The organism is Mesorhizobium sp. M1252, from assembly GCF_040318265.1.
GTDB lineage: Bacteria > Pseudomonadota > Alphaproteobacteria > Rhizobiales > Rhizobiaceae > Mesorhizobium.
This window is the reverse complement of sequence record NZ_JAMYLX010000004.1, coordinates 241,572-264,160: the sequence shown is the minus strand read 5'-3', so window position 1 is coordinate 264,160 and position 22,589 is coordinate 241,572. Positions and strand designations below refer to the sequence as shown.

General features: G+C 62.9%; 21 protein-coding genes. 7 read left to right on the top strand and 14 right to left on the bottom strand.

Going from position 1 to position 22,589, the window contains the following annotated elements:
• Positions 1-36 precede the first annotated feature (36 nt).
• The 3 genes from NKH22_RS10505 (at position 37) to NKH22_RS10495 (ending at position 1,819) form a co-directional block, all read left to right on the top strand.
• Positions 37-1,125, top strand: coding sequence for a hypothetical protein (locus NKH22_RS10505; protein WP_023817394.1), 1,089 nt, complete (start codon positions 37-39; stop codon positions 1,123-1,125).
• Between the two features lie 65 nt (positions 1,126-1,190).
• A complete protein-coding gene (locus NKH22_RS10500; RefSeq protein WP_023724992.1) occupies positions 1,191-1,436 on the top strand; it encodes an antitoxin in 246 nt (81 codons plus the stop codon).
• On the top strand, positions 1,433-1,819 hold the full coding sequence (locus NKH22_RS10495; RefSeq protein ID WP_023821616.1) for a type II toxin-antitoxin system VapC family toxin: 387 nt from the start codon (positions 1,433-1,435) through the stop codon (positions 1,817-1,819). The genes NKH22_RS10500 and NKH22_RS10495 overlap by 4 nt, the downstream gene beginning before the upstream one ends.
• Before the next feature lie 6 nt (positions 1,820-1,825).
• On the opposite strand, the gene NKH22_RS10490 is transcribed toward NKH22_RS10495, so the two are convergent.
• Both NKH22_RS10490 and NKH22_RS10485 read right to left on the bottom strand, forming a co-directional pair.
• The gene (locus NKH22_RS10490) at positions 1,826-2,755 is read right to left on the bottom strand and encodes a cation diffusion facilitator family transporter (RefSeq protein WP_196815238.1); all 930 of its coding nucleotides are present in this window, start codon (positions 2,753-2,755) and stop codon (positions 1,826-1,828) included.
• Between the two features lie 23 nt (positions 2,756-2,778).
• A complete protein-coding gene (locus tag NKH22_RS10485; RefSeq protein ID WP_352909488.1) occupies positions 2,779-4,968 on the bottom strand; it encodes an anthranilate synthase in 2,190 nt (729 codons plus the stop codon).
• Between the two features lie 321 nt (positions 4,969-5,289).
• Between NKH22_RS10485 and NKH22_RS10480 the strand changes: the two genes are divergently transcribed.
• Positions 5,290-6,060 (top strand): isocitrate lyase/PEP mutase family protein, encoded by a 771-nt coding sequence (locus NKH22_RS10480; RefSeq protein ID WP_023691619.1) that lies wholly within the window; start codon positions 5,290-5,292, stop codon positions 6,058-6,060.
• A 1-nt stretch (position 6,061) separates the two neighbouring features.
• Here NKH22_RS10480 and NKH22_RS10475 read toward each other — a convergent pair whose 3' ends face one another.
• From NKH22_RS10475 to NKH22_RS10460, 4 genes are all read right to left on the bottom strand, one after another.
• A complete protein-coding gene (locus NKH22_RS10475; RefSeq protein WP_023691618.1) occupies positions 6,062-7,117 on the bottom strand; it encodes a succinylglutamate desuccinylase/aspartoacylase family protein in 1,056 nt (351 codons plus the stop codon).
• A gap of 91 nt (positions 7,118-7,208) precedes the next feature.
• Positions 7,209-8,387 carry an MFS transporter gene (locus NKH22_RS10470; protein WP_023691617.1) on the bottom strand — a complete coding sequence of 393 codons (1,179 nt, stop codon included), beginning with the start codon at positions 8,385-8,387 and terminating at the stop codon, positions 7,209-7,211.
• A 115-nt stretch (positions 8,388-8,502) separates the two neighbouring features.
• Positions 8,503-9,894 (bottom strand): FAD-containing oxidoreductase, encoded by a 1,392-nt coding sequence (locus tag NKH22_RS10465; RefSeq protein ID WP_023807263.1) that lies wholly within the window; start codon positions 9,892-9,894, stop codon positions 8,503-8,505.
• A complete protein-coding gene (locus tag NKH22_RS10460) occupies positions 9,891-10,352 on the bottom strand; it encodes a membrane protein (RefSeq protein ID WP_023669981.1) in 462 nt (153 codons plus the stop codon). Before NKH22_RS10460 ends, NKH22_RS10465 begins: the two co-directional genes overlap by 4 nt.
• A 153-nt stretch (positions 10,353-10,505) precedes the next feature.
• On the opposite strand from NKH22_RS10460, the gene NKH22_RS10455 reads away from it, so the two are divergent.
• Positions 10,506-11,063 carry a sugar O-acetyltransferase gene (locus NKH22_RS10455; protein ID WP_023728279.1) on the top strand — a complete coding sequence of 186 codons (558 nt, stop codon included), beginning with the start codon at positions 10,506-10,508 and terminating at the stop codon, positions 11,061-11,063.
• Positions 11,064-11,078: 15 nt separating this feature from the next.
• Here NKH22_RS10455 and NKH22_RS10450 read toward each other — a convergent pair whose 3' ends face one another.
• Positions 11,079-12,074, bottom strand: a complete 996-nt coding sequence (locus NKH22_RS10450; RefSeq protein ID WP_023821615.1) for a helix-turn-helix domain-containing protein — start codon at positions 12,072-12,074, stop codon at positions 11,079-11,081.
• A 123-nt stretch (positions 12,075-12,197) separates the two neighbouring features.
• Here NKH22_RS10450 and NKH22_RS10445 point away from each other — a divergent pair, with 123 nt between their 5' ends.
• Complete coding sequence (locus NKH22_RS10445) at positions 12,198-12,836, top strand: isochorismatase family protein (RefSeq protein WP_023821614.1); 639 nt, start codon at positions 12,198-12,200, stop codon at positions 12,834-12,836.
• A gap of 74 nt (positions 12,837-12,910) precedes the next feature.
• Here the strand turns inward: NKH22_RS10445 and NKH22_RS10440 are convergent, their stop codons facing one another.
• From NKH22_RS10440 to NKH22_RS10430, 3 genes are all read right to left on the bottom strand, one after another.
• The gene (locus tag NKH22_RS10440; protein WP_023821613.1) at positions 12,911-14,590 is read right to left on the bottom strand and encodes a formate--tetrahydrofolate ligase; all 1,680 of its coding nucleotides are present in this window, start codon (positions 14,588-14,590) and stop codon (positions 12,911-12,913) included.
• Positions 14,591-14,902: 312 nt separating this feature from the next.
• On the bottom strand, positions 14,903-16,027 hold the full coding sequence (locus tag NKH22_RS10435) for a DUF2333 family protein (protein WP_023686165.1): 1,125 nt from the start codon (positions 16,025-16,027) through the stop codon (positions 14,903-14,905).
• 16 nt (positions 16,028-16,043) lie between these two features.
• Complete coding sequence (locus NKH22_RS10430; protein WP_023683664.1) at positions 16,044-17,348, bottom strand: DUF6638 family protein; 1,305 nt, start codon at positions 17,346-17,348, stop codon at positions 16,044-16,046.
• A 127-nt stretch (positions 17,349-17,475) separates the two neighbouring features.
• Between NKH22_RS10430 and NKH22_RS10425 the strand changes: the two genes are divergently transcribed.
• Complete coding sequence (locus tag NKH22_RS10425; protein ID WP_023701543.1) at positions 17,476-17,613, top strand: hypothetical protein; 138 nt, start codon at positions 17,476-17,478, stop codon at positions 17,611-17,613.
• Between the two features lie 68 nt (positions 17,614-17,681).
• On the opposite strand, the gene NKH22_RS10420 is transcribed toward NKH22_RS10425, so the two are convergent.
• From NKH22_RS10420 to NKH22_RS10405, 4 genes are all read right to left on the bottom strand, one after another.
• Positions 17,682-19,592, bottom strand: a complete 1,911-nt coding sequence (locus NKH22_RS10420; protein ID WP_352909484.1) for an AAA family ATPase — start codon at positions 19,590-19,592, stop codon at positions 17,682-17,684.
• 24 nt (positions 19,593-19,616) lie between these two features.
• Positions 19,617-20,762 (bottom strand): hypothetical protein, encoded by a 1,146-nt coding sequence (locus NKH22_RS10415; RefSeq protein WP_352909482.1) that lies wholly within the window; start codon positions 20,760-20,762, stop codon positions 19,617-19,619.
• Between the two features lie 27 nt (positions 20,763-20,789).
• A complete protein-coding gene (locus NKH22_RS10410) occupies positions 20,790-21,878 on the bottom strand; it encodes a hypothetical protein (RefSeq protein ID WP_023669990.1) in 1,089 nt (362 codons plus the stop codon).
• Between the two features lie 321 nt (positions 21,879-22,199).
• Entirely contained in the window at positions 22,200-22,583 is a 384-nt protein-coding gene (locus NKH22_RS10405; RefSeq protein ID WP_023669991.1) for a c-type cytochrome, read from the bottom strand.
• Positions 22,584-22,589: the final 6 nt, after the last annotated feature.

The following is a 22,589-nucleotide window of genomic DNA, read 5'->3' as shown; positions in this document are numbered from 1 at the left end:
TCACGTTACGTCCTGTCGATGCGAGGAGGGGGTCACATGGCGTTCAGGAAGTGGAAGGTTGTTGCCAGCGCTGGATTTGGCGCCGTGCTGCTCGGCGCGCTTGCAAGTTCGGCCCTTGCCGGCGATGCGCTTAAATTACCCGAACTCAGCCCGAATGGCGCCGATGCGTGTTTCGGCCGCGTCTATGATGCGGCGCACCTCAAGGCGCATCCAAAGCAGAAGGTGGCGCGGATCTTCTTCCTCTATGGCCATGATCCGGTGAGCCATCCGAACGAAGAGCCGATGGCAAACGCCGACACCTCCTACAACGGTTTTCTCACCACCACGGTGCGCGGCGCCAAGGCGCCGCAATGGGCCGGCGGCTGGTGCAATCACGAGTCCGAGGACGGCAAGTCAGGTCCGATCCGCTGCGGCATGGACTGCGACCGCACCATGGCGTCGCTGAAGCTCGATGACAAAGGCCGCCTGATCCTCACCGACGTCTCGTCCGATCTCTATCTCGACGCCGGATCGGAAGACGAACTGGGCGAAGCCGAATATGACCGGCAGGCGCTGGGCTCGGAGGACAATAATTTCCGCCTCGACCCGATGCCGGCCGCAACCTGCCAGGCTGAATTCGCCAAGATCGACCCGATCGATCCGGCGCTTGGGGCTCCCTTGCGCGAGCGACTGAAGCCGGACCAGCCTTTCTGTTTCGGGCGAGACTACGATGCCGCGCATCTCTCCTCGCATCCCGACCAGGTGACGCAGTCGATCCGGGTCTTCCGCGGGCCGGTCGAACTCGCCTCCTTTGCCTCAGGCGATGTCGCCAACTGGCCCGACGGCTCCGATGTCGCCGTTTCGGTGACCACCAGGAAGAACGGGACGAAGGTCACGCAGACCTATTCCTGCCAGGGTGAAGCGGATCAATGGCGCTGCGCGGCCAGTTCGAAGATGAGCAACTTTTCCTGCGATATCGCGCAAAAGGAAATCTTCCTCAAGCGCGGCGCCAACGGCACCCTGATGCTGGCCAATCCCAATAGCAGCCTGGCGATCGTCGATTTGTGCTCGGCGGATGGCAAGACCAAGTCCGATGACAAGGTCTACCGGTTGGAGGCTATGCCGCAGTCGGCCTGCACTCGTTGAGTTCGATCTTGTCTATGACGCTACCATGGTATATATCTTTGCTATATCTCATTTGAGGATAGCACATGGACAAGGCAAAGGTGTTCTGGTCAGGCCGGTCACAAGCTGTGCGCTTGCCTAAGGAGTTTCGGTTCGAGGCAGACGAGGTTTCGATCCGTCGTCATGGGCAAACTGTCATCTTGGAGCCGCTTGCGCAGGATTGGGCATGGCTCGACCAGGTCATCGGACCGGTTGACGACGATTTCGTCCAGGGAGCGCTGGAGCGTCAGGATGGTCAGGATCGACCTGCTTTGGATGACCTCTTTAAGTGACCTACCTGCTCGACACCAATGCCGTCATAGCGATCATCTCGGGCGACGAGGGTCTGCTGGCTTTGCTCAAACGGCATGCACCACAAGACTTTGCTCTCTCGGCGGTCGTTTTGCATGAGCTGTACTACGGCGCTGAAAAGAGCCAGCGAAAGGTCCAAAATCTGGCGCGCATCGACGCCTTGCAGTTCCCGGTACTTGAATTCGACCGAGACGACGCGAGACATGCCGGTGAGATTCGTGCTGGGCTTGCGGCACTGGGAACCCCGATTGGTCCCTACGATGCGCTGATTGGCGGGCAGGCACGTGCTCGGGACCTCACGCTGATAACCCGCAATATCCGGGAATTCGAGCGGATCAAAGATCTCACTATCGAAACGTGGTAACTCGCCTCACGCGAACGGCACCGCCGTCGTGCCTTTCGGCAGCTTCGCCTCGTCGTCCGGTTCGACATGGATGGTGACGCGCACCGAGGGGATTTCGGCCTTCAGCGCGTCCTCGATGCGGTCGCAAATGACGTGGCTGGCGCCGACCGTCATGTCGGCGTCGACGACCAGATGGAACTCGATGAAGGTGGCGCGGCCGGCGATGCGGGTCTTGAGGTCATGAACCTCCAGCGCGCCCTTGCAATTGGCCGAGATGATGTCGCGAATGTGCATGTGTTCGGACGTGTCCACTGCGCGGTCCATCAGCCCGTTCATCGACGAGCCGATGACGTGCCAGCCCTGCCACAGGATGTTGAGCGCGACGATGACGGCAAGCGCCGGATCGAGGATCTGCCAACCGGTCAGGATAGCGCCGACGAGGCCGCCGAAGACGCCGACCGAGGTCACGACGTCGGTCATGATGTGCCGGCCGTCGGCGACCAGCGCCGGTGATTTTGCGCTGCGCCCGGCGCGGATCAGCGTCCAGGCCCAGAAGGCGTTGATGACGGTGGCGACGCCGTTGATCGCCAGGCCCTCCCAGGGTTGTTCGAGCGGGGTCGGCGTCTGCCAGGAGCGCCAGACCTCGTTGAGGATCAAAAGCGCGGCGAGCACGATCAGCACGCCTTCCAGCACCGCCGAAAAATACTCGGCCTTGTGGTGGCCGAACGGATGGTCCTGGTCGGCCGGCTTGTAGCTGACCAGGACCGCCCAATAGGCGGCGGCCGAGGCTATGACGTTGACGATCGACTCCAGCGCATCCGAATAGAGCGCAACGGAGCCGGTGACGTACCATGCGGCAAGCTTGAGCGCGAGCACCACGCAGGCGATGACAATCGACCAGAAGGCAAGGCTGGCGATCCTTTGCCTGGCCGCTGCCTTCGCTGCGATCGCCGCCATGTTGTCCGTTGCCGCCATCGTTTCTAAGCGGCCTTTTCCTTGGCCTTGCGCGGCAGATGCGCAACGATGTTTTCGATGATGCGCATGCCGGCATTGTGGCCGAGCGTCATGATCGATTCCGGATGGAACTGGACGGCGGCGATCGGCTCCTTGCGGTGTTCGAAGGCCATGATGATGCCGTCCTCGGTCTCGGCGGTGACGATGAAATCGTCGGGCAGCCGCACCGGATCGGCGAAGATCGAGTGGTAGCGGCCGACGGTCACTTCCTTGGGCAGGCCGGAGAAGATGATTCCAGGCTTGGAGACGCGGATGCGCGACGGCTTGCCGTGCATCGGCACGTGCAACTGCCTGAGTTCGCCGCCATAGGCCTCCGCCAGCGCCTGCAGGCCAAGGCAGACACCGAAGATCGGCAGGTCGCGGGCGCGGGCGTTCTTGATGGTCGCGGCGCAGTCGAAATCCTTCGGCGTGCCCGGTCCGGGCGACAGCACGACGAGATCGGGCTTCAGCCGTTCGAAGACTTCTTCCGGCACCGGCGAACGCACGGTCGAGACATTGGCACCGGTCTGGCGGAAATAGTTGGCCAGTGTGTGGACAAAGGAGTCCTCGTGGTCGACGAGCAGGATGTTGACGCCGTCGCCGACGCGCGCGGTGGTGCGTTCGGCGCCTGCGGCATTGCCCAATTTGGCGTCGCGAATGGCGGAGAGCATGGCGGATGCCTTCAGTTCGGTTTCGGCTTCTTCTTCCTCGGGGATGCTGTCGAAGAGCAACGTGGCGCCTGCTCGCACCTCGGCAATGCCGTCCTTGATGCGGATGGTGCGGAGCGTCAGGCCGGTGTTCATGTCGCCGTTGAAATTGACCATGCCGATGGCGCCGCCATACCAGGCTCGCGGGCTCTTTTCGTTCTGCTCGATGAAGCGCATGGCCCACAGTTTCGGCGCGCCGGTGACGGTGACCGCCCAGGCATGCGACAGGAAGGCGTCGAAGGCATCCATGCCTTCGCGCAGGCGCCCTTCGATGTGATCGACGGTGTGGATCAGGCGCGAATACATTTCGATCTGGCGGCGGCCGATGACGCGCACCGAGCCCGGATCGCAGACCCTGGACTTGTCGTTGCGGTCGACGTCCGAGCACATTGTCAGCTCGGATTCATCCTTCTTGGAGTTGAGCAGCTTCCGGATCTGCTCGCTGTCGGAAATGGCGTCGTCGCCGCGCTTGATGGTGCCGGATATCGGGCAGGTCTCGACGCGGCGGCCATTGACGCGCACGAACATTTCGGGCGAGGCGCCGATCAGATACTCGTTTTCGCCGAGATTGATGAAGAAGGAATAGGGCGACGGGTTGATCGACTTCAGCTTGCGCGAGATTTCGGAAGGCTGCGTCTCGCAGCGTTCGTAGAACATCTGCCCGGGCACGACCTCGAACAGGTCGCCGCGCTTGAAACTGTCCATCGCCTTGCGCACCAGATTGGCATATTCGCCCGGCTCATGGTCGCCGCGCGGCGGGATGCGGTCGGCGGTCTTGAACGGTTCGGCGATTTCGTCGCGCGGCAGCCCCTCGGTTGAAAAACCGTCGCCGGAATAGTCGTAGCGGTCGGTCCAGGCCTTGGTCGAATAATGGTCGACGACCAGGATCTCGTCAGGCAGGAACAGCACGAGATCGCGCTGGCTCTGTTTGCGCTCGAGCTTGTAGTCGACTGGATCGAACTGGAAGGCGAGGTCGTAACCGAAGGCGCCGTAAAGGCCGAGATTGGCGTCTTCATCGGTCTTGAACAAAGCGGTGATGGCGCGCAGCACAGTAAACACAGAGGGGACGCGGCTGCGCTCTTCCTCGGTGAAGACGCGGCCGGGCTTGGCGACATCGAGGCGGATCAGCTTTTTCGAGGTTTCAGCAATCGTCACCTCGGTAATGCCGGCCAGCGTCTTGCCGATCATCGGCAGCAGCACTTCGCCACGGCCGTTCAGCGCCTCGATGCGCATGGCGCGGCCACGCGCGGAAATCACCAGCGGCGGATCGATGATGGCCGTATCCCAGCGTGTGTAGCGGCCCGGATATTCGTAATTCGAGGAAAACACCGCACCACGGCGCGAGTTCAAGCCGTCGACATAAGCGTCGATCGCACCGGCGTAAGGCTTGTCGTGGCGTTCGCGGGTGATGGTGACACCACCTGCGGTCACGAAGCTTTCCGCGCCGTTTTCCAGAGCCTTGATCGTCATTGCCGTCTCCATATGGCTTGTTGGGGCAACGGACCCGGGACTGGCTTTGAAAAAACAAATGGCCGCCCGGACATTCCGTTGCGGCCACCCTCTATTTTCACGCGCACGCGTTCGAACAGGCCGCTGTCAGCGGGCCCACCACCAAATGGTCTTGATCGAGCGCATGTTCATGGGCGAAATCCATAGCGGCGAAAAGCCGGATGCGCAACAGGTTTGAAAGGCCTGTTTGTGGCCGCCGCTTCCGCAGCCCATGGCACATCGCCAAGGCTTGGGGTCCTGCCTAGACTGTTCGTCCAACATCGGAAAGACGGGAAGACAGCAATGACCGAGCAGATCGAGCGCGCACGCACGTTCCATGCCCTTCATGTCAAGGGCAACCCGATCGTTCTCTACAATGCCTGGGATCCGGGCTCGGCCAAGATCGTCGAGAGGGCGGGCGCCAAGGCGATCGCCACCGGCAGCTGGCCGGTCGCGGCTGCTTTCGGCTATGCCGATGGCGAGAAAATCCCGCTGGAGCTAGCGCTGGACAACATCAAGCGCATCGTGGCGGCAGTCGACCTGCCGGTGACCATGGACCTCGAAGGCGGCTACGGCGTCGAGCCGGAGACTGTCGCCCAGACGGTGACACGTGCCCTGCAGGCCGGCGCCATCGGTTTCAATTTCGAGGACCAGATCGTCGGCGGCGCTGGTCTGCACGACATCGCGGTACAGGTGAAGCGGATCGAGGCGGCAGCGGCGGCGGTGAAGGCTTCCGGCATTCCCGCCTACATCAACGCCCGTACCGACATTTTCCTCAAGGCCAAGCCGGATGTGCATGACAGCGTGCTGCTCGACCAGGCCATCGAGCGGGCGCACGCTTATGAAAAGGCAGGAGCGAGCGGCTTCTTTGCGCCGGGGCTCGGCGACGAGGGTCTGATTGAGGCGCTGTGCAAGGCGACGGCATTGCCGGTCAACATCATCGCGCTGGCGCATGTGCCGCCGCGCCAGCGCCTGGCCGAGCTTGGTGTCGCCCGTGTCAGCCACGGCCCGGTGCCGTACCGGCAGATGGCCGAATGGCTGGAGGCCAAGGCGCGGCTGGCGATTTCGGGTTAGCTCAGTCCTCCAGCGTGCCTGACCTCGCGTCGGCGCTCTTCTTGTCGCCGACCAGCTTCAAGAGATCCTCGCCGGCGCGGATGATGCGGCGCGAGCGGCGGGTCAGGATGACGCCGTCCTGCGGCGCCAGCACTTCGGTGCGGCCGCCGGCCTCGCCCGGTGTGTGGACGATGGTGGCGAGGCGCGCGCCCTTGGCGACGCGGTCGCCGGGCTTGACGTCGTAGAGGATGGCGCCGGCCCGGGGCGCCGGCATCATGTCGATGTTCTCCAGCGGCGCGACGAGGCCCTTGAACGCGCCGGGTGCGGGAAGGGCGGTATCGGCGATGACGCCGCGCGCCGCCAGCAGTCGGTAAAGGCCTTCGGCATCGGAACTTGCCAGCGCGCCGTCGACATCCAGCATGCCACGGTATTCTACCGTGGTGGCAACGCGGCGGTCGAGCTTCGCCACGTTGGCGGGGACGTTCTGGTAGGGCATGATCGTGGCGCCCTCGAAGGTGCCGTCGGTGTCCTCGCTCCACAACACCACGGCGTCGACACCCATGGCGGCGGCGCAATCGGCCATCGCCGGCCACAGGCTGGCGTGGACGTAGAGATAGGCAAGGCCCTCGTCGTCGCAATGCAGGTCGAGCACGATGTCGTGGCCGAGCGACAGCTGCACCAGACGGGTCTTCAATCGCTGGTCGGGGGTGCCAAGCGTGGTGTCGGGCAAAAGCTTGGCGTCCGGTGCTGCGAGCAACGGAAAGCCGCGGTTGAAATTGTTGCGGGTGCCGAGATGGAAGCGGCCCTGGTGCTCGCCGAAATGATATTGCGCGCGGCCGATCGGATTGGCCCAGGGCACGACCGTGATGTTGCCCTTGATGCGGCCTTCGGCTTCGGCCTTGTTCAGCGCCGGCATCAAGGCGTCGATGGCGACGACACCAGGCAATTCACCGGCGTGGAGTGCTGCCTGCAGATAGGCCGAAGGTGCTGCCTTGTCGGCGCCGGCGAAGCGGAACACCGGGAATTCGTAGGAAACGCCTTCGGTATCGCCGGCGATGCGTTCGATCGATTTCTGCATGGGATGCCTCCAGGATAAGAGGCAGAACACATGCACGTTTGCCGAGGGGCTGTCGATTGGTCCAGTTCGCGCCGCCATGGGCGCAATGGAATTATTCGGCGGCGGCCGGAACCGTCGTTATCGGCGCCGATCCTTCGAGCGCCTGCGAGACAACGGCGACGCTGACCGCCAGCAGGGCCAGCACCGCGCCGACCAGCGGCAAATGAGCATAGGAAACGCCGGCCGACAGAGCCACGCCGCCGATCCAGGCGCCGCTGGCATTGCCGACATTGAATGCGCCCTGGTTGAGCGTGGCGGCGAGGTTCGGCCCTTCCGAAGCCGCTTCGACGACGCGGATCTGCAGCGGCGGCACGACGACGAAGATCAGCAGTCCCCACAAGAAGACGATGCCGATGGCGACGCTGGCGATCGCGCCGTACTGCATGAAGCCGACAAACAGAACTGCCATCAAAAGCAGCGTGCCGATGACCGTCGGCATCAATTTCCAGTCGGCCAGCCGGCCGCCGATGATGTTGCCTATGGTCATGCCGGCGCCGAACAGCAGCAGGACCCAGGTGACCGCGGAGGTCGACAGGCCGGAGACATCGGTAAGGTAGGGCTTGATGTAGGTGAAGACGGCAAACAGGCTGGCCGAGGCCAGCGAGGCGATCAGCATGGCGAGCCAGACCTGCAGCTTGCCCAGCACGCGCAGTTCGCTGCGCAGGCCGCCGCCGCTCGGTTTGACGACATTGGATGGCACCAGCCAGGCGATGGCGGCAACAGAGATCAGGCCGATGCCGACGACGGCAAAGAAGGTGGAGCGCCAGCCGAAGGCTTCGCCAAGCGCGGTGCCGGCAGGAACGCCGAGAATGTTGGAGAGCGTCAATCCCGCGAACATCATCGCCATGGCGCTGGCGCGCTTGTTGCGCGGCACCAGGCTGGCGGCAACGACGGAACCAATGCCGAAAAAGGCGCCATGACCAAACGCGGTGAAGACGCGCGCGGCCATCAGAAGCCAGTAATTGGGCGCAATGGCGCAGAGCAGATTGCCGACGACGAACATCGCCGTCAGCGTGACCAGCACTGGCTTGCGCGGCAGATGCGCGGTGGCCATGGCGACGATGGGTGCGCCGAAGACGACGCCCAGCGCATAGCCGGTGACCAGCAGGCCGGCCGAGGGGATCGACACGCCGAGATCGGCCGCAACCTCCGGCAACAGGCCCATGATGACGAATTCGGTGGTGCCGATGCAGAAGGACGCAATGGCAAGCGCAAGGATCGGCAAAGGCATGGAAAATCCAGACTGAATCGGTTCAATTCAGACTGAACGAGAAGCCTTGCCGCGCGCAATGCACATTGCTGCAACGCACCAATGCAGAAAGCGCTGAGCTTGACGCGGAGTCATATCAGGCGAGCGGCTTCAGCTCCTGGGCGATGGTTGGCAACAGCTCCGAGACGTTGGGGTGGATATGCACGGCGCGCGCCAGCGTATCGACCGGCGCCTTGGCGTACATCAGGTCGAGCACGCAGTGCACCGCCTCGTCGCCGCCGGGGCCGAGCACGGAGCAGCCGAGGATTTGCTTGGTGTCGGCATCGACCAGGATCTTCATGAAACCTTGCGTCTCGCCCTTTTCGATGGCGCGGCCGACGCGGGTCATTGGCCGCTGGCCGACCAGCGCCTTGCGGCCGGATTTCTTCACCGCAGCCTCGGTCATGCCGCAGCGGCCGAGCGGCGGATCGATGTAGAGCGCATAGGCCTCGATGCGGTCGCTGACCTTGCGCGGATCGTCGTCGAGCAGATTGGCGGCGACGATCTCGTAATCGTTGTAGGAGGTGTGGGTGAAGGCGCCCTTGCCGTTGCAGTCGCCCATCGCCCAGACGCCGGGCACGCTGGTGCGCAACTGGTCGTCGACGGTGACGAAGCCGCGCAGGTCGACCGCGACACCGGCCTTGTCGAGACCGAGATCGTCGGTGTTGGGGGTGCGGCCGAGCGCCAGGAGCACGTGCGAGCCGACAGCCGGCGGCTTGCCGTACGAGAAGGTCACGGCGATGTCCTCGCCCTGTTGGGCAAAGCCGATGTTGTCGGCGCCGACATGGACCGCTACGCCTTCATTCTCGAGGACCGACAGGATGGCCGCTGAGACGTCCTCGTCCTCGCGGCCGGTCAGGCGCGGGCTCTTCTCGATGACGGTGACTTCCGAACCGAAGCGGCGGAACATCTGCGCGAATTCGAGCGAGATATAGCTGCCGCCGACGATGACGAGGTGGCGCGGCAGAATTTCGAGGTCCATCATTGAGGAGTTGGTGAGGTAGTCGACGTCGTTGACGCCGGGCAGGTCGGGCACCGAGGCGCGGCCGCCGGTGTTGAGGAAGATCTTTTCGGCAGTCAGAAGCTCGTCGCCGACGCGCACCGTGTTGGCGGATTCGAAGCGGGCATGGCCGCGATAGAGCGTGCAGCCCTTCATGCCGGCGATCCAGGTCTCCAGATTGGTGCGGGAGTCATTGGTGACCTTGTCCTTGCGCGCCTTGATCCTCTTGTAGTCCACGCCGACAGGGCCTGAGAACGTCACGCCATAGTCCGCGGCACGCCGCGCCAGATGCGCGGCATAGGCGCTGGCGACCATGGTCTTCGTCGGCATGCAGCCGGTGTTGACGCAGGTGCCGCCGACCAGCTTGCGCTCGATCAGCGCCACGCTCATGCCGGCTGACGTCAGCCGGCCGGCGAGAGGAGGGCCGGCCTGTCCGGCGCCGATGATGATGGCGTCGTATGTCTTGGCGTCTGAGGCTTGGGCAGTCATACCACCGCCGCCACGATCAGCAGGCCGCCGATGATCGCCACCGCGTCCTCGATGAGGGCGGCAGGCAAATCCTTGCCGAAGGCGGCGGCCAACCGGCCGCGCGCTTCGGCGCCGCCATAGGTGCCGATGACGGCACCGATGGCGCCGGCAATCAGGCCACCAATGGTGGAACCGGCAGTGGCGCCGATCACCGCGCCGCTGAAGGCGCCAAGCAGGATGCGGGCGCCGAATTGCTGCGGCACCTTGCGGCTCGGCGTCGAGGGCAGCTGGTCGGTGACCAGTTCGACGATGGCGAGGATGGTGAAGATACCGACGGCGGCCCAATGGCCCATGAAACTTGCCCAGGTGCCGGCCACCGGCAGCCATCCGAGATACGCGCCCCAGGCGATCGCGCCCGGCGCGGTCATGGCGCGAAGACCGGCAATGACGCCGATCAGAAGTGCAAGCAAATAGAGCATTTAGATCCCCTCGAAAGCAGGCCCGGGACTGGCCCACGAGGCAAGCTAGCATAGGTCCTACGTTTGACGAGAGTAGGCGATGGTGCTTCTTCCATCAGTGAGCATTGTACTTTGGTAACCAGTCGAACACGACGAAGGGACGGAGTCGCTGTGATGGCCGGAAGCGAACGCACAAGGATGATTGCAGGCGAATGGTACACCTGCATCGACGACGAACTGGAGGCGCTCCGCGTGATCGCGCGCGATGCGGTGTTCGAGCACAACGCGCTGCCGCCCCAGCAACGCGGCAATATCGGCCCGACGCTATTGGCGCTGCTCGGCAGCGCGGGCGCAGGCTCCCGGATCGAGGCGCCTTTCCACTGCGCCTACGGTTTCAACATCCATCTCGGCGACGGCGCCTTCCTCAATGCCGGCTGCACCATCCTCGACCCCGCGCCGGTGCGTATCGGCAGGCGGACGCTTCTCGGCCCCAATGTGCAGATCTACTGCGCCGAGCACCACAAGGAGGCCGCGGGCCGTCAGTCGGGACTGGAGATTGCCCGGCCGGTCACCATCGGCAATGACGCCTGGATCGGCGGCAGCGCCATCATCCTCGGCGGCATCAGCATCGGCGATGGCGCCATAGTCGGCGCCGGCGCGGTGGTGACGCGCGACGTGCCTGACAACACCACGGTGGTCGGCAATCCGGCGCGGGCGGTCAAGCGGGGCTGAACTCGTCATGGGCGGTCAGTATGAAGCCGTGCGTGCCATACGCTCGTCCGGACCGGCTCGCCGCGAGAATTCACGCCGGTATTGGGCCGGTGACGTCTTGAGCCGTGCGGCGAAATGCTGGCGCAGCGAGGTGGCGCTGCCGAAGCCGGCTTCGAAGGCCACCATGTCCATCGATTTTTCCGTCGCCTCCAGCAGCTGTTGCGCCAGTTCGATGCGTTGGCCGGCCAACCATTCGCCAAAGCTGGTGCCGATCGATTTCTGGAAACGGCGGGTGAAAGTGCGCCGGGTCAGGCCCGCGGCCTCCGCGACGCGGTCGAGGTTGTGCGTTTGTCCGAGCGTCGCCCGCACCGTGTCGAGCGCCAGGGTGAAGCGGTCGGTGGCCGGGGTTTTCGCCAGCGGGCGCTCGATGAACTGCGCTTGCCCACCCTGCCGGTGCGGCGACAGCACGATGTGCCTGGCCAGCCGCAGCGCTACCTCGGCGCCATAGCGGGCGCGCACAATGTGCAGGCAGCAATCGAGCCCGGCGGCGACGCCGGCCGAGGTGACGATGTCGCCATCGTCGACATAGAGCACGTCGGCGTCGACTTCGATGTCGGGATGCAGCGCCTGCAACCGGTCGGTGGAGGACCAATGCGTGGCCGCCCGCCGGCCGGCAAGCAGCCCGGCGGCAGCGATGGCGAAGGTGCCGAGGCAGAGGCCGACGATCAGCGCGTCGCGCCGGTGCGCGTGGGTGAGCGCTGCCAGGAGCGGCGGGGGAAGCGGGGTGTCGAGATTCTTCCAGCTCGGAATGACGACAATGTCGGCATCGTCGAATGCGGAAAGGCCATACGGCACCGCGATGGTCAGCCCGGCATCGGTGTGGATCGCTCCATCGTCGAGCGCGCAGACGCGAAAGTCGAAACGCGGCAGGCCAAGCTTGGTGCGGTCGGTGCCGAACACCACGCACGGCACGGAGAGGTGGAACGGGCTGATGCCGTCAAAGGCGAGAACGGCAATGATCGGGTCGGCCATGCGTGTTTCCAGCAAGCGAAAAGCGGATTGTCCCAATTCTTTCGAATGATGTCAATCGGGCCACTTTTGGCAGTCGGGTGATTCGCCTATTTCCTGTCCGATTCAAGCTCGAAGGAGAACACCATGTCCACCAATATCACGCCGCGCCGCGCACTCATCGTTATCGATGTCCAGAATGATTATGATGGCGGCAATCTCGCCATCCAGTGTCCGCCGTTCCGCGACAGCGTCGTCAATGTCGCGCGCGCTATGGATGCCGCCGCTGCGGCCGGCGTGAAGGTGGTGGTCGTCAAGCAGATGGCGCCCGAGACCTCGCCAGTCTTCGCCAAGGGCAGCCATGGCGGCGAACTGCATCCCGAGATCGCCCGGCGAAGCCGCGACCACTATGTCGAGAAGTCACTGCCTAGCGCCTTTGCCGGCACCGACCTCGAGGCGTGGCTGCGCGCCAATACCATCGATACGATAACGGTGATCGGCTACATGACGCATAATTGCGACCTGTCGAGCATCATCCACGCCGCGCATGTCGGCTTTGCGGTCGAGTTCCTGTCCGACGCCACCGGTTCGCTGCCTTACGCCAACAGCGCCGGCTACGCCTCGGCCGAGGAGATCCACCGCGTGGTGTCCATCATCCTGCAGTCGCGCTTTGCGGCCGTGCTCAAGACCGCCGAATGGATCGATTGCCTGAAGACCGGTGCTTTGCCCGAACGCGACACGCCCTATGCGTCCAACCAGCGCGCGCTGGCGCGCAACGCTGCATAGGCAAATCTGTCCCCGAAAAGCAAAAGGGCGGCCAGTGGCCGCCCTTCTTGGATCTCGCAACGATCTCGAAATTTTCAAAACAGGCCTTCGATCTGGCCGATCTCGTTGAGGAAGATTTTTTCCGAGGACGGCGCCTTGGGCAGGCCGGGCATGGTCATGACCTCACCGCAGATGACGACGACGAAGCCGGCGCCCGCCGAAAGCCTGACCTCGCGTACCGGCACGGTGTGCCCGGTCGGCGCGCCGCGCAGGTTCGGGTCGGTCGAGAAGGAATACTGGGTCTTGGCCATGCAGACCGGCAACTTGCCGTAGCCGGCGTCTTCCCAGGCCCTGAGCTGGTCGCGCACCGACTTGTCGGCGATCGCCTCCGAGCCGCGATAGATGCGCTGGACGATGGTGTTGATCTTCTCAAACAGCGGCATGTCATCGGGATAGAGCGGCGCGAACTGCGACGCCCCGGATTCGGCCAGCGCCACCACCTTGTTGGCGAGTTCCTCGATGCCCGCGGAGCCATTGGCCCAGTGCTTGCACAGGATCGCCTCCTCGCCCATCGAGGCGACATAGTCCTTCATCGCCTGGATCTCGGCGTCGGTATCGGAATAGAAGTGGTTGATCGCAACCACCGCCGGCACGCCGAACTGCCGGATGTTCTCGATGTGGCGGCCAAGGTTGGCGCAGCCCTTCTTCACCGCCTCGACGTTTTCCTTGCCGAGGTCTTCCTTCTTGACGCCGCCATTCATCTTCATGGCGCGCACCGTGGCGACGATGACGGCAGCCGCCGGCTTCAAACCCGCCTTGCGGCACTTGATGTCGAAGAATTTTTCAGCACCGAGGTCGGCGCCGAAGCCGGCTTCGGTGACGACGTAGTCGGCGAGCTTCAGCGCCGTCGTGGTGGCGACGACCGAGTTGCAGCCATGGGCGATGTTGGCGAACGGACCGCCATGGACGAAGGCCGGGTTGTTTTCCAGCGTCTGCACCAGGTTTGGCTGCATGGCGTCCTTCAGCAGCACCGCCATGGCGCCGTCGGCCTTGAGGTCGCGGGCATAGACCGGCGTCTTGTCGCGGCGGTAGGCGACGATGATGTCGCCAAGGCGCTTTTCCAGATCCTTGAGGTCGGTGGAAAGGCACAGGATAGCCATGACTTCCGAGGCGACGGTGATGTCGAAGCCGGCCTCGCGCGGATAACCGTTGGCGACGCCGCCGAGCGAGCAGATGATTTCGCGCAGCGCCCGGTCGTTCATGTCCATGACGCGGCGCCAGGCGACGCGGCGGGTGTCGATGCCGAGCTCATTGCCCCAGTAGATGTGGTTGTCGATCAGCGCTGACAGAAGGTTGTGCGCCGTGGTGATGGCGTGGAAGTCGCCGGTGAAGTGGAGGTTCATGTCCTCCATCGGCACGACCTGCGCGTAGCCGCCGCCGGCAGCACCGCCCTTGACGCCGAAATTCGGGCCGAGCGAAGCCTCGCGGATGCAGACGATCGCCTTCTTGCCGATGCGGTTCAGACCGTCACCAAGGCCGACGGTGGTGGTCGTCTTGCCTTCGCCGGCCGGCGTCGGGTTGATGGCGGTGACGAGGATCAGCTTGCCGTCCTTGTTGCCCTTCACCGATTTGATGAATTCGGCCGAAATCTTCGCCTTGTCGTGGCCGTAGGGCAAAAGGTGCTCGGTCGGGATGCCGATCTTGGCGCCGATCTCCTGGATTTGCTTTTTCTTGGCGCCGCGCGCGATCTCGATGTCGGACTTCACTTCGGCCATGACGGCTTTCCTTCGGATTGGACGGTGGAGGGGACGGGTTTGATCTCACTCGCAGGCATGTTGAACCCGGGCGCGGGCATGTTCTAACCCTGTCGCTCCCGCGGCGTCAACTTGCATGCAACTATGTTTCCTATGAAGAAAGTGTCTCCGCGGCCGGCCGACCTGTCGCCGGTTCTTCCTGGCTCCGTTGCCGCGCCGTATAGAAGCCAGAGGACGCGACGTTCCGCCGTCTCAAAACAGCCGCCCAATGCACGGAATGCGACAGAGGCGACGGCGCAAATTCGCCATCGCTCGCCGGGAAAGCTGTGGACGCTACTGAGTCAGGACGTTGCTGATCTCGACCATGTTGGAGCGCACGCGAAGCACGTAGAAACCCATCGTCGTCAGGTGCGTCGGCATGATCCAGCCATCCTCGCGGCCATTGGCGATGATGAAGGGCTGGATGCGCAGGGCCGAGACGAATTGCGCATCCATCGTGTCCCACAGATTGCCGAGATGCTTTTCCTTGATGACGTCCTCGAAGTCGGCCTGGGCGCCCTTCATCAGGCCGTAATAGGCATAGAGCTGGCCATAGGCGAACCAGAAGCGGTCGTCGGCGCGGAAGTCGAACCAGCCATTGTTATGGTTTTCGGCGCGCTCCTTGAGGATCGCCGATGTCGAACCGATGTCGGAAGAGATGCGGTCGATATACTGCTTCAGATTGTCGGCGCGGGCATCGAACGTCGCCTGGCAGCTGCCGAGGCGGGCGTTGAAGGAGCGCAGCTTGGTGACGGCATCGCGATAATAGCTCGGCGTCGGCGTCTTGGGGCCGAACGGGTTGAGGCCGAAATACCAGGTCTCCTCGTCGAACTGCAGATTGCCGCGCGCATCCTGCAGGTCGCCGTCGATCTGCGATGTGGTGCGGACACGGCCGAGATTGTCGGCAAGCTCGGTGGCGGTGCGCCGCACCGCCTGGTTGATGCCGCGCTGGAACGAGGCCTTGTTGTCCATGAACGGCGTGTTGTCCCAGTCGATGCCGAACAGGCCGAGTTTGTAGAGGATCATCGACGAGATCCAGGCATTCTGGTTGACGTTGAAGTCCGTCAGGTCGGCCGCCACCTGGGCGATGCCCGAATTGCCGCAGGTCTTGGCGGTGTCGGTGCCGGCGCCGGCCGCGACCTGTTCGCCGGCGGAAATGTTGCGGTTCTCGAAGGTGTATTTGTCGACGTAGTTGGGATCGAACTTGTTCCACCACTGGGTGGCGTAGAAGAAATTGGCGTAGAGGCCGATCAACACCAGAAGCGCGAGGCCGACCACAGCCTTCAGGATCCAGCCGCGCTGCGTATACCAGCGCCCAGCCCAGAGGAACGGCCACAGGATCGCGCCGATGACGAGGCCGATGCCGCGGCCTATCCATTGGAAGATGCGGGTGAAGAAATTCACGATCGGATCAAGCATGGCTCTCGTTCACCCCTCAGTCAGTCAGGCCGTAAAGGCGCGTGCGAAACGCCACTTTGTCTTTCAAATATGTGGTTTTCAGAACGTCCACAACATGCGACCGCCAGGCGTCGCTGTAGCCGTCATAGTCCTTGTAGAAGCCCGGCTTGTTGAAGACGTAACGCGAGACAAAGTCCTGCGGCACGAAATCCGAGATCAGCTGGTTGGTCAGCCAGGCGTCGGGATGGTCGGGCTTGCCACGCACGACCAGGAAGCGCTGTTGCGGAAACACATCCTCGATCTTGAGATGGCCGAGCTGGGCGATCTCACGCTTGGCGGCGTTGAGAAAGGGGAAATTGCCGTCCTTGGTGATCAGATCGGCATGGCCATGGATCCAGGTCTGCAGCCAGACCTTGTCGACCTCGGTCAAATTGCGGTTCGGCTCTGTGTCGCGGATGAGAGAGCGCACCACCATCTCGGCGCGATGCTCGAGATAGCCCGAGCTTTCGACCCATGACGCGCGCGGCAATTCGATGCGGCCGGTGCTGGCCAGGAACTTGAACACCTTGTCGGCATCGTTGATCGAGAGATAGCTGACCTGCCAGGGCCGCGAACGGCGAAAGCCGGGGGCGGCCGGGTCGCCGATGACGGTGGTCATATCAGGATCGACGAAGACGTAGACGCCGCCGAAATGGCTGGTCCAGTAGGCGTTGTGGCGGAAGATCACCTGGTCGGGCACCAGCGCATTCTCACGGATATCGCCGCAGACCTTCGCCAGCTCCACCATACGGCTCAGCATGGTGTTGTCGCGCCAGGCATCGGGCTCCTGCTTCAGCCGGTCGACCAGCTTGCCGAGTTCGGCGGCCTTGCCCAGCACGTCCTCGGCCGAAAGCACCCGGAACTCGACCTGGCTGATCGACAGCAGATCCTCGATGTCGTTGACCAGGGGAACGGAATCCTCGATCTCGCCGTAGATGACATCCTTGATGGTCAGCGCATCGATGGCGCGCTGGTTCTTGGACATGAACTCGAACATCAGCTGCGAGGTGTTGGAAAAGGCGGTGTGCACCACCGGCAGATCGATCTGCGAAGGCGTCAGGATGATGAAGCGGCGGTTGACCTCATTGGGGTCGAGATAATCGTAATCGCCGCATTCCTCGGCCACTTCGGGCGAGAAGCCGGTGCGGTCGATCTGGAAGCTCTTCAGCTTGGTGGGCTTGAGGCCGAAGGCAACAAGCGCCTTGTTGTAGCGCTGGATGAGGTGCGACTCGTCGACGGTGAGCAAGCGGCCGTAGATCAGCTCATTGTCGCGGAGAAGGTCGGGTTTTTTGGCGTGGCTCATGCAGAACGTTCCGAGCGGCGTTGCCTGTTGTGGCGAAGCGCCAACGCTGACGCCTCCCTCTCCCCGTTCTTCACGGGGAGAGGGTAAGGGTGAGGGGCAGCGCTAGCATTCAAGGACATGTCTCCCCATGGCCTTTGGCGTCAATAAATCGAAGATCATTGGTCCGGATGTCCCGATCGAGGCGCTGTTCGATAGCTGCCAGTATGGTCGTAGCGATCTCTGGTCCACGCATGCGCCGCCCCTCACCCTTGCCCTCGCCGCGTGAAGGACGGGGAGAGGGGGGCGTCAGCGTTAGCGCCAAGCCTTTCAGCACCCGCGGGCAGCGAAGGAAGTTCACGCATTCCAGAGCCCCTTCTTCTTCATCTCCTCCATCTCGCGCCCCGCCCGTTCGCGCAGGCGTGCGTCGCGCAGCAGCTTCTCCACCGCGGCGTCGTCGGATTTGTCGGAATAGCGGAACTCCGAGTCGGCGTAGCGGTTGATCTCCTGCATGACCATGTCCATCGAGAACGGCCCCCGCAGTTCCTCGATCATGGCCTTCTTTTCGTCGTAGCCCTTGTGCATGAAGACTTCCGGCTTCTCGAACCAGTCGTCGGGCAGCTCGATGTCCATGGCGCGCATCTTGATGGCGTCGGTGACGTTCTTGATGGCTCGGCCGGTGAAGCGCGGCTCGGCATCCTTGATCAGGTGCAGATAAGTGCCGATGTCGGCCATCGATTTCGGCGCGCCATTCTCCTTCATGTAGCGCTCATAGACCTTCATCAGCCCGTCTTCCTGAGGCTTCTCGTGCTCCTCATAGGCTTCGGTCACCGCGCGCTGGATCTCCTGCGCGGCGTAGAGCTTGTGGTCGCCGAGTGGGATCTTGTGGTTCTTGCCGGCAAGCAGGACGAAGATGTCGATATAGTCGTCGCGGCTCTGTGGGCCGTCGACCAGCCAGCGGGCCCCGGCGCGCTGGCGCAGCGCATCGTCGACATTTTCGGGATAGTTGGAAAACATGCCGAACGAGCAATTGCCGCGCACCACCGTGCCGGCGCCGGCAAAGGCGTCCATCAAGACGCCGGTGATTTCCTGTTGGCCGGCCGAGGCGCGGTCGTCGGAGCGGCGGGCCGCCACCTGGTCGATGTCGTCGACGGTGCCGAAACCGATGACGCGTGGGTTCAAGACATTGTTGATGAACTGGCGGCAATTCTGGCCAGATTTGCCCTGGTAGGACGAGATCTGGTCGACGCCGAAATTCTCATAGGCGAAGGGATAGCCGGCAACCTGGCAATAATTGTTGACGAGGCCGGCGATCATCTGGATCAGCGTCGTCTTGCCGGTGCCCGGCGCGCCGTCGCCGATGAAGGTGAAGAGGAAGCCCCCGAGTTCGACGAACGGGTTCAACTCGCGCTCGAAATCGTAGGCCATCAGCATCTTGGCGAGCTTGACCGACTGGTATTTGGCAATGTGGTTGCCGACGACCTCTTCCGGCTTCTTGAAGGTCATCACCAGCGGCTTGGAGCGCTTGCCGGGCGCGACGTCGAAGCCGTCGAGGGTGAAATCGTCGGCGTCGATGCGGATATGGGCGTTCTCGAACGGACCGATGCCGTCGAAGCGGCCTTTGCGGGCCAGCAGCCCATCAATGGCGACCCGTGCAAAAGCTCGCGCGCGCGTCGTCAGGTCGCCATCGTCCTTGGAGCCTGCAATCGCCTTGTCCAACCCGGCGACAATCGACTTCACCGCGTCCTGCGGCGTGTCGAACAGGAAGTCCGGTTCGGCGATATCGTTGGGAGCCTCGCCGTCGCTGTCGATCAGCTGGAACAGGTAAGAGGCGAGGCTGAAGGCTGAAACGTAAGCCGAGGCTGACAGAAGCTTCTTGAAGGTCGCCGCCTCATCGCCCTCAAGAGGCGCGCGGGTGTTCTTGGCCTGGAGGCTTTCGAGGTCGGAGCCCTCGGCGAAGACGTCGGAGATGGCGAGCGCAATCGCCAGGCCGCGGCGGGCGCGGAACAACAGCGTGTGCTGCGGGATGCTCATCAGCTGGTCGTCGGGATGGATCGCGGCGACGGTCTTGGTAAGCTCGACCTCGCGGGTACGGCGCACCGAGCCGACCGAGACTGTCGAGACAAAGCGGCGATTGGTGCCGGCAAGTGCTGTGCCGGATTCGCGCGCAGGATCCTCCAGCACGACGAGGCGAGTGATGAAGCTTTGCGCGGTTGCGCGGTGCTTTTCGATAGCCGCTTCCGGAATGGTGGTCAGGCCGGTGTCCATGAAGGATGCTCCGCGATGTGACGGTCAGACATCTGAAATCACCTGCCCATTTGACAGGATGTGAACCTTGTAGCCGGAAAAGATCTTTTGAGCTTCGCCGGCGGCGTAGAGTGCTTGATAGGCTTCGTGCGGGATCAGGGCGTGGTTCTCGTAGCTCGACACACCCTGGCGCGCGGCTTCGAGATCGTCGGTGTTGATAAAGAATTCCTGCGTCGTCTTATCGCTCGAAAACAGGCCCTTGCGGCCGGGTTTCTCGCCCTTGGAGTAGACCTCCTGGATGGTCCAGGTGAGCAGCCAGGCATTTTCCGGTTTGCGCACCTTGGCCAGCACCTCGGTCACGGTCGAATTGTTGTCCGTAATGCCTTCGGAATAAAAGGGGCCGAGCACGACGCGGCGCAGCTGCTTAGGGTGCAGCGGCTCGAAATCCTTGTCGAGATTGACCGCAATCGTTGCGGGCGAAAGCGTGTAGGCGGAATTCTTCTCGGTGAAATCGTCGAAGCGATGGGCGAGTTCGGGGTTGAGCAGGCCGTCCACCGGCAGCGGGATGTCGACCCGTTCATTGAGCTTGCCGCTGCTGTCAACGAGCTGCCGGATCATGCTTTCGGAGGAATCCTCCACCGTCACCATGTAGACCAGCGGCAGGTTGGCGCTGCCGTCGAAGCTCGCCCAGTGCACGAGGTAATAGGGGCGCCCGGTCTTTGGATTGACCGAGACCTTGGCCGTCTGCGCCAGCGAGAACGGGCCAAAAGTCTGTTCGCTCTTGACGTCCTCGAGATAGAGCCGCTCGGCCATCGACTTCTGCAGCGCTTCGGGGAATTCCTTGTGGCGCAGGATGAAGTCGGCCATTTCCTCGCGCAATTCGCCGGCCAGCGGAATGTTGGCCAGCCGCGCCTCGGCCTGGCGGCGGTCGTTTTCCAGTTCGAGCAGGTTCTGGAAGACGGGATAGCCGCTGTCGGCGCGCGAAATGCGGAACGTGTCCATGAAGCCGAGCCGGTTGCGCCAGCAGGAAAACGATTTGTCCAGCCGGGCAATGTATTCGGCGACAATCTTGGCGACGATGCCGTGCCGGTAAAGCGGCGAGCGGTCGTCGCGCATGAACACTTCGAGGCCGCTGAGTGCCGCCGTGATGGCGGAAAAATAGCGCGCCGCCGCTTCGTTTTCGGGAGTCATGCCGGTGTGCCCGCGTGCAGCCGCTCCTTACGACTGCACGTAGTTGGCCGAATTGTGCTTCTTCATCACGTCGTCGAAACGGCGGGCGAAGGCGTCGTCGGCGAGCTTCTTGCGGCGCTGGATGTCGGAGCTGGCGACCATGTTCTTCTCGTGCATTTCGAGGAGATCGCCGATGTGCTTTTGCGAGGCGGCGCCAATGCCGGCCATGGTCTCTTCGGCGGTGTTGTCAACCTGGCTGCCCAGCGTGTTGATCTTGTGGGCGACATCCTGCTGGGCGGCGGTCTTCAAGGAATCTTCCAGTGCCTTGTAGAGCACGATGCGCTGCTCGGTATCGATGGTCAGCTTGTTGATCAGCGTCGACTGCGCTGCGATCTGATTGTTGAGCGAATCGACGAAGGTCTGGAACATCGAGGTGTAGCGTTCCAGCGTCTGGCTTTCGGCCAGAAGCTCCTGCTCCTTGGCCTGCTTTTCATTGTATTCGGTCGCCAGTTTCGAGCGCTCGCCCTCAAGCTGCGTGCGCTCCTTCTGACTGGTAGAAGCGGCGATCTTGTTTTCGATGTCGAGCAGCAGCGGATTGACCTCCTCGATGCGCTTCTGCACCGCCTCGAGGTTGGTCATGGTGACCTTGCGGCGCTCGATCACCTGCGACAGGCTATTTTCCGAGGTCTTGTAGCGCTGGTCGAGGACCTCTTTCTGCGCTTTCAGGATGCCGACGATGGTGTCGGACTTGACCAGAAGCTCCTGCAGATTGCCGGCCAGCGACATGTTGCGGACGCGGTCGGTGCGCATGCGCTGCTTGCGTTGCGCCGAGAAGACGCCGACGAAGCTTTCCCAGCCGGTGTAGTTCTTCATGCTCTCGAATTCGGTGCCGAAGACGTTGGTGGCGTCTTCCAGCCCGATGATCAGGTCGGCAATGTTGCCTTCCATCACCTTCTGCTGCTTCAGCACGTCCTCGATGCGGGCATTCTCGATGTCGAAATTGGCGTCGCCGATCTTCTTGTCGGCGGTGGCCAGCGTATCAAGCACCGTGCCCGACTGCTCGATCTTGGAGCGCATGTCCTGCACGACCTGCCTGGTCTTGGCAATTTCGGCATCGAAATTCTGCAATGTCGCCATAGGGGCCTCCCGCTTCGGCTTCCGGTCGCTGGCTGCGAACAGCGGCGAATATATGTGGGGTATCAGGGGATTGGAAGACGCAAGACAAGACCCGCCCCGAAAACAAAAAAATGCCTGGTCGTCTTGAAAGGCAATGAAGGCGGGGTCATGGCGTGATTAACCAGCCGGCCAAGTATTGTTCAATTGTCATTGAACTTTGACGGCTGCGAAGAAGTCGATCTCGGACAGTGTGGGTGTGCTGAATTCGACAGAGGGCTCAATGAGTTGCAAGCGCGAGACAGCTGGCGGAAGCCGTCGCCATCACGCTACGCATCGCGCCGTTCAAGGCTTCGGATCGGCCTTCAGATAGGCGATGACGTTGGCGATGTCCTCGTCGCTGCTCAGGCCGGAGAAGCCCATCCTGTTGCCGGGTACTTTCAGCTTGGGAGCGCCGAGATAGGCTTTGAGGTTGGCTTCGTCCCAAACGAGGCCGGCCGCGCCGGCGTCCTTCATGGCCTGCGAATAGTTGAAATTCTGGGCGGTGCCGGCGGTGCGGCCGACGATACCGAGGAGATGCGGGCCGACCTTGTCGCGGTCGCTTGCCGCCTCGTGACAGGCCATGCAGCGGTAGAACACTTTCTTGCCAAGTGCTGCATCGCCGTCGGCCAGCGCGGCGAGGATACCGGCCAAGTAAATGACAAGGCCTGATGAAATGGCTCGAAGCATGGCGGT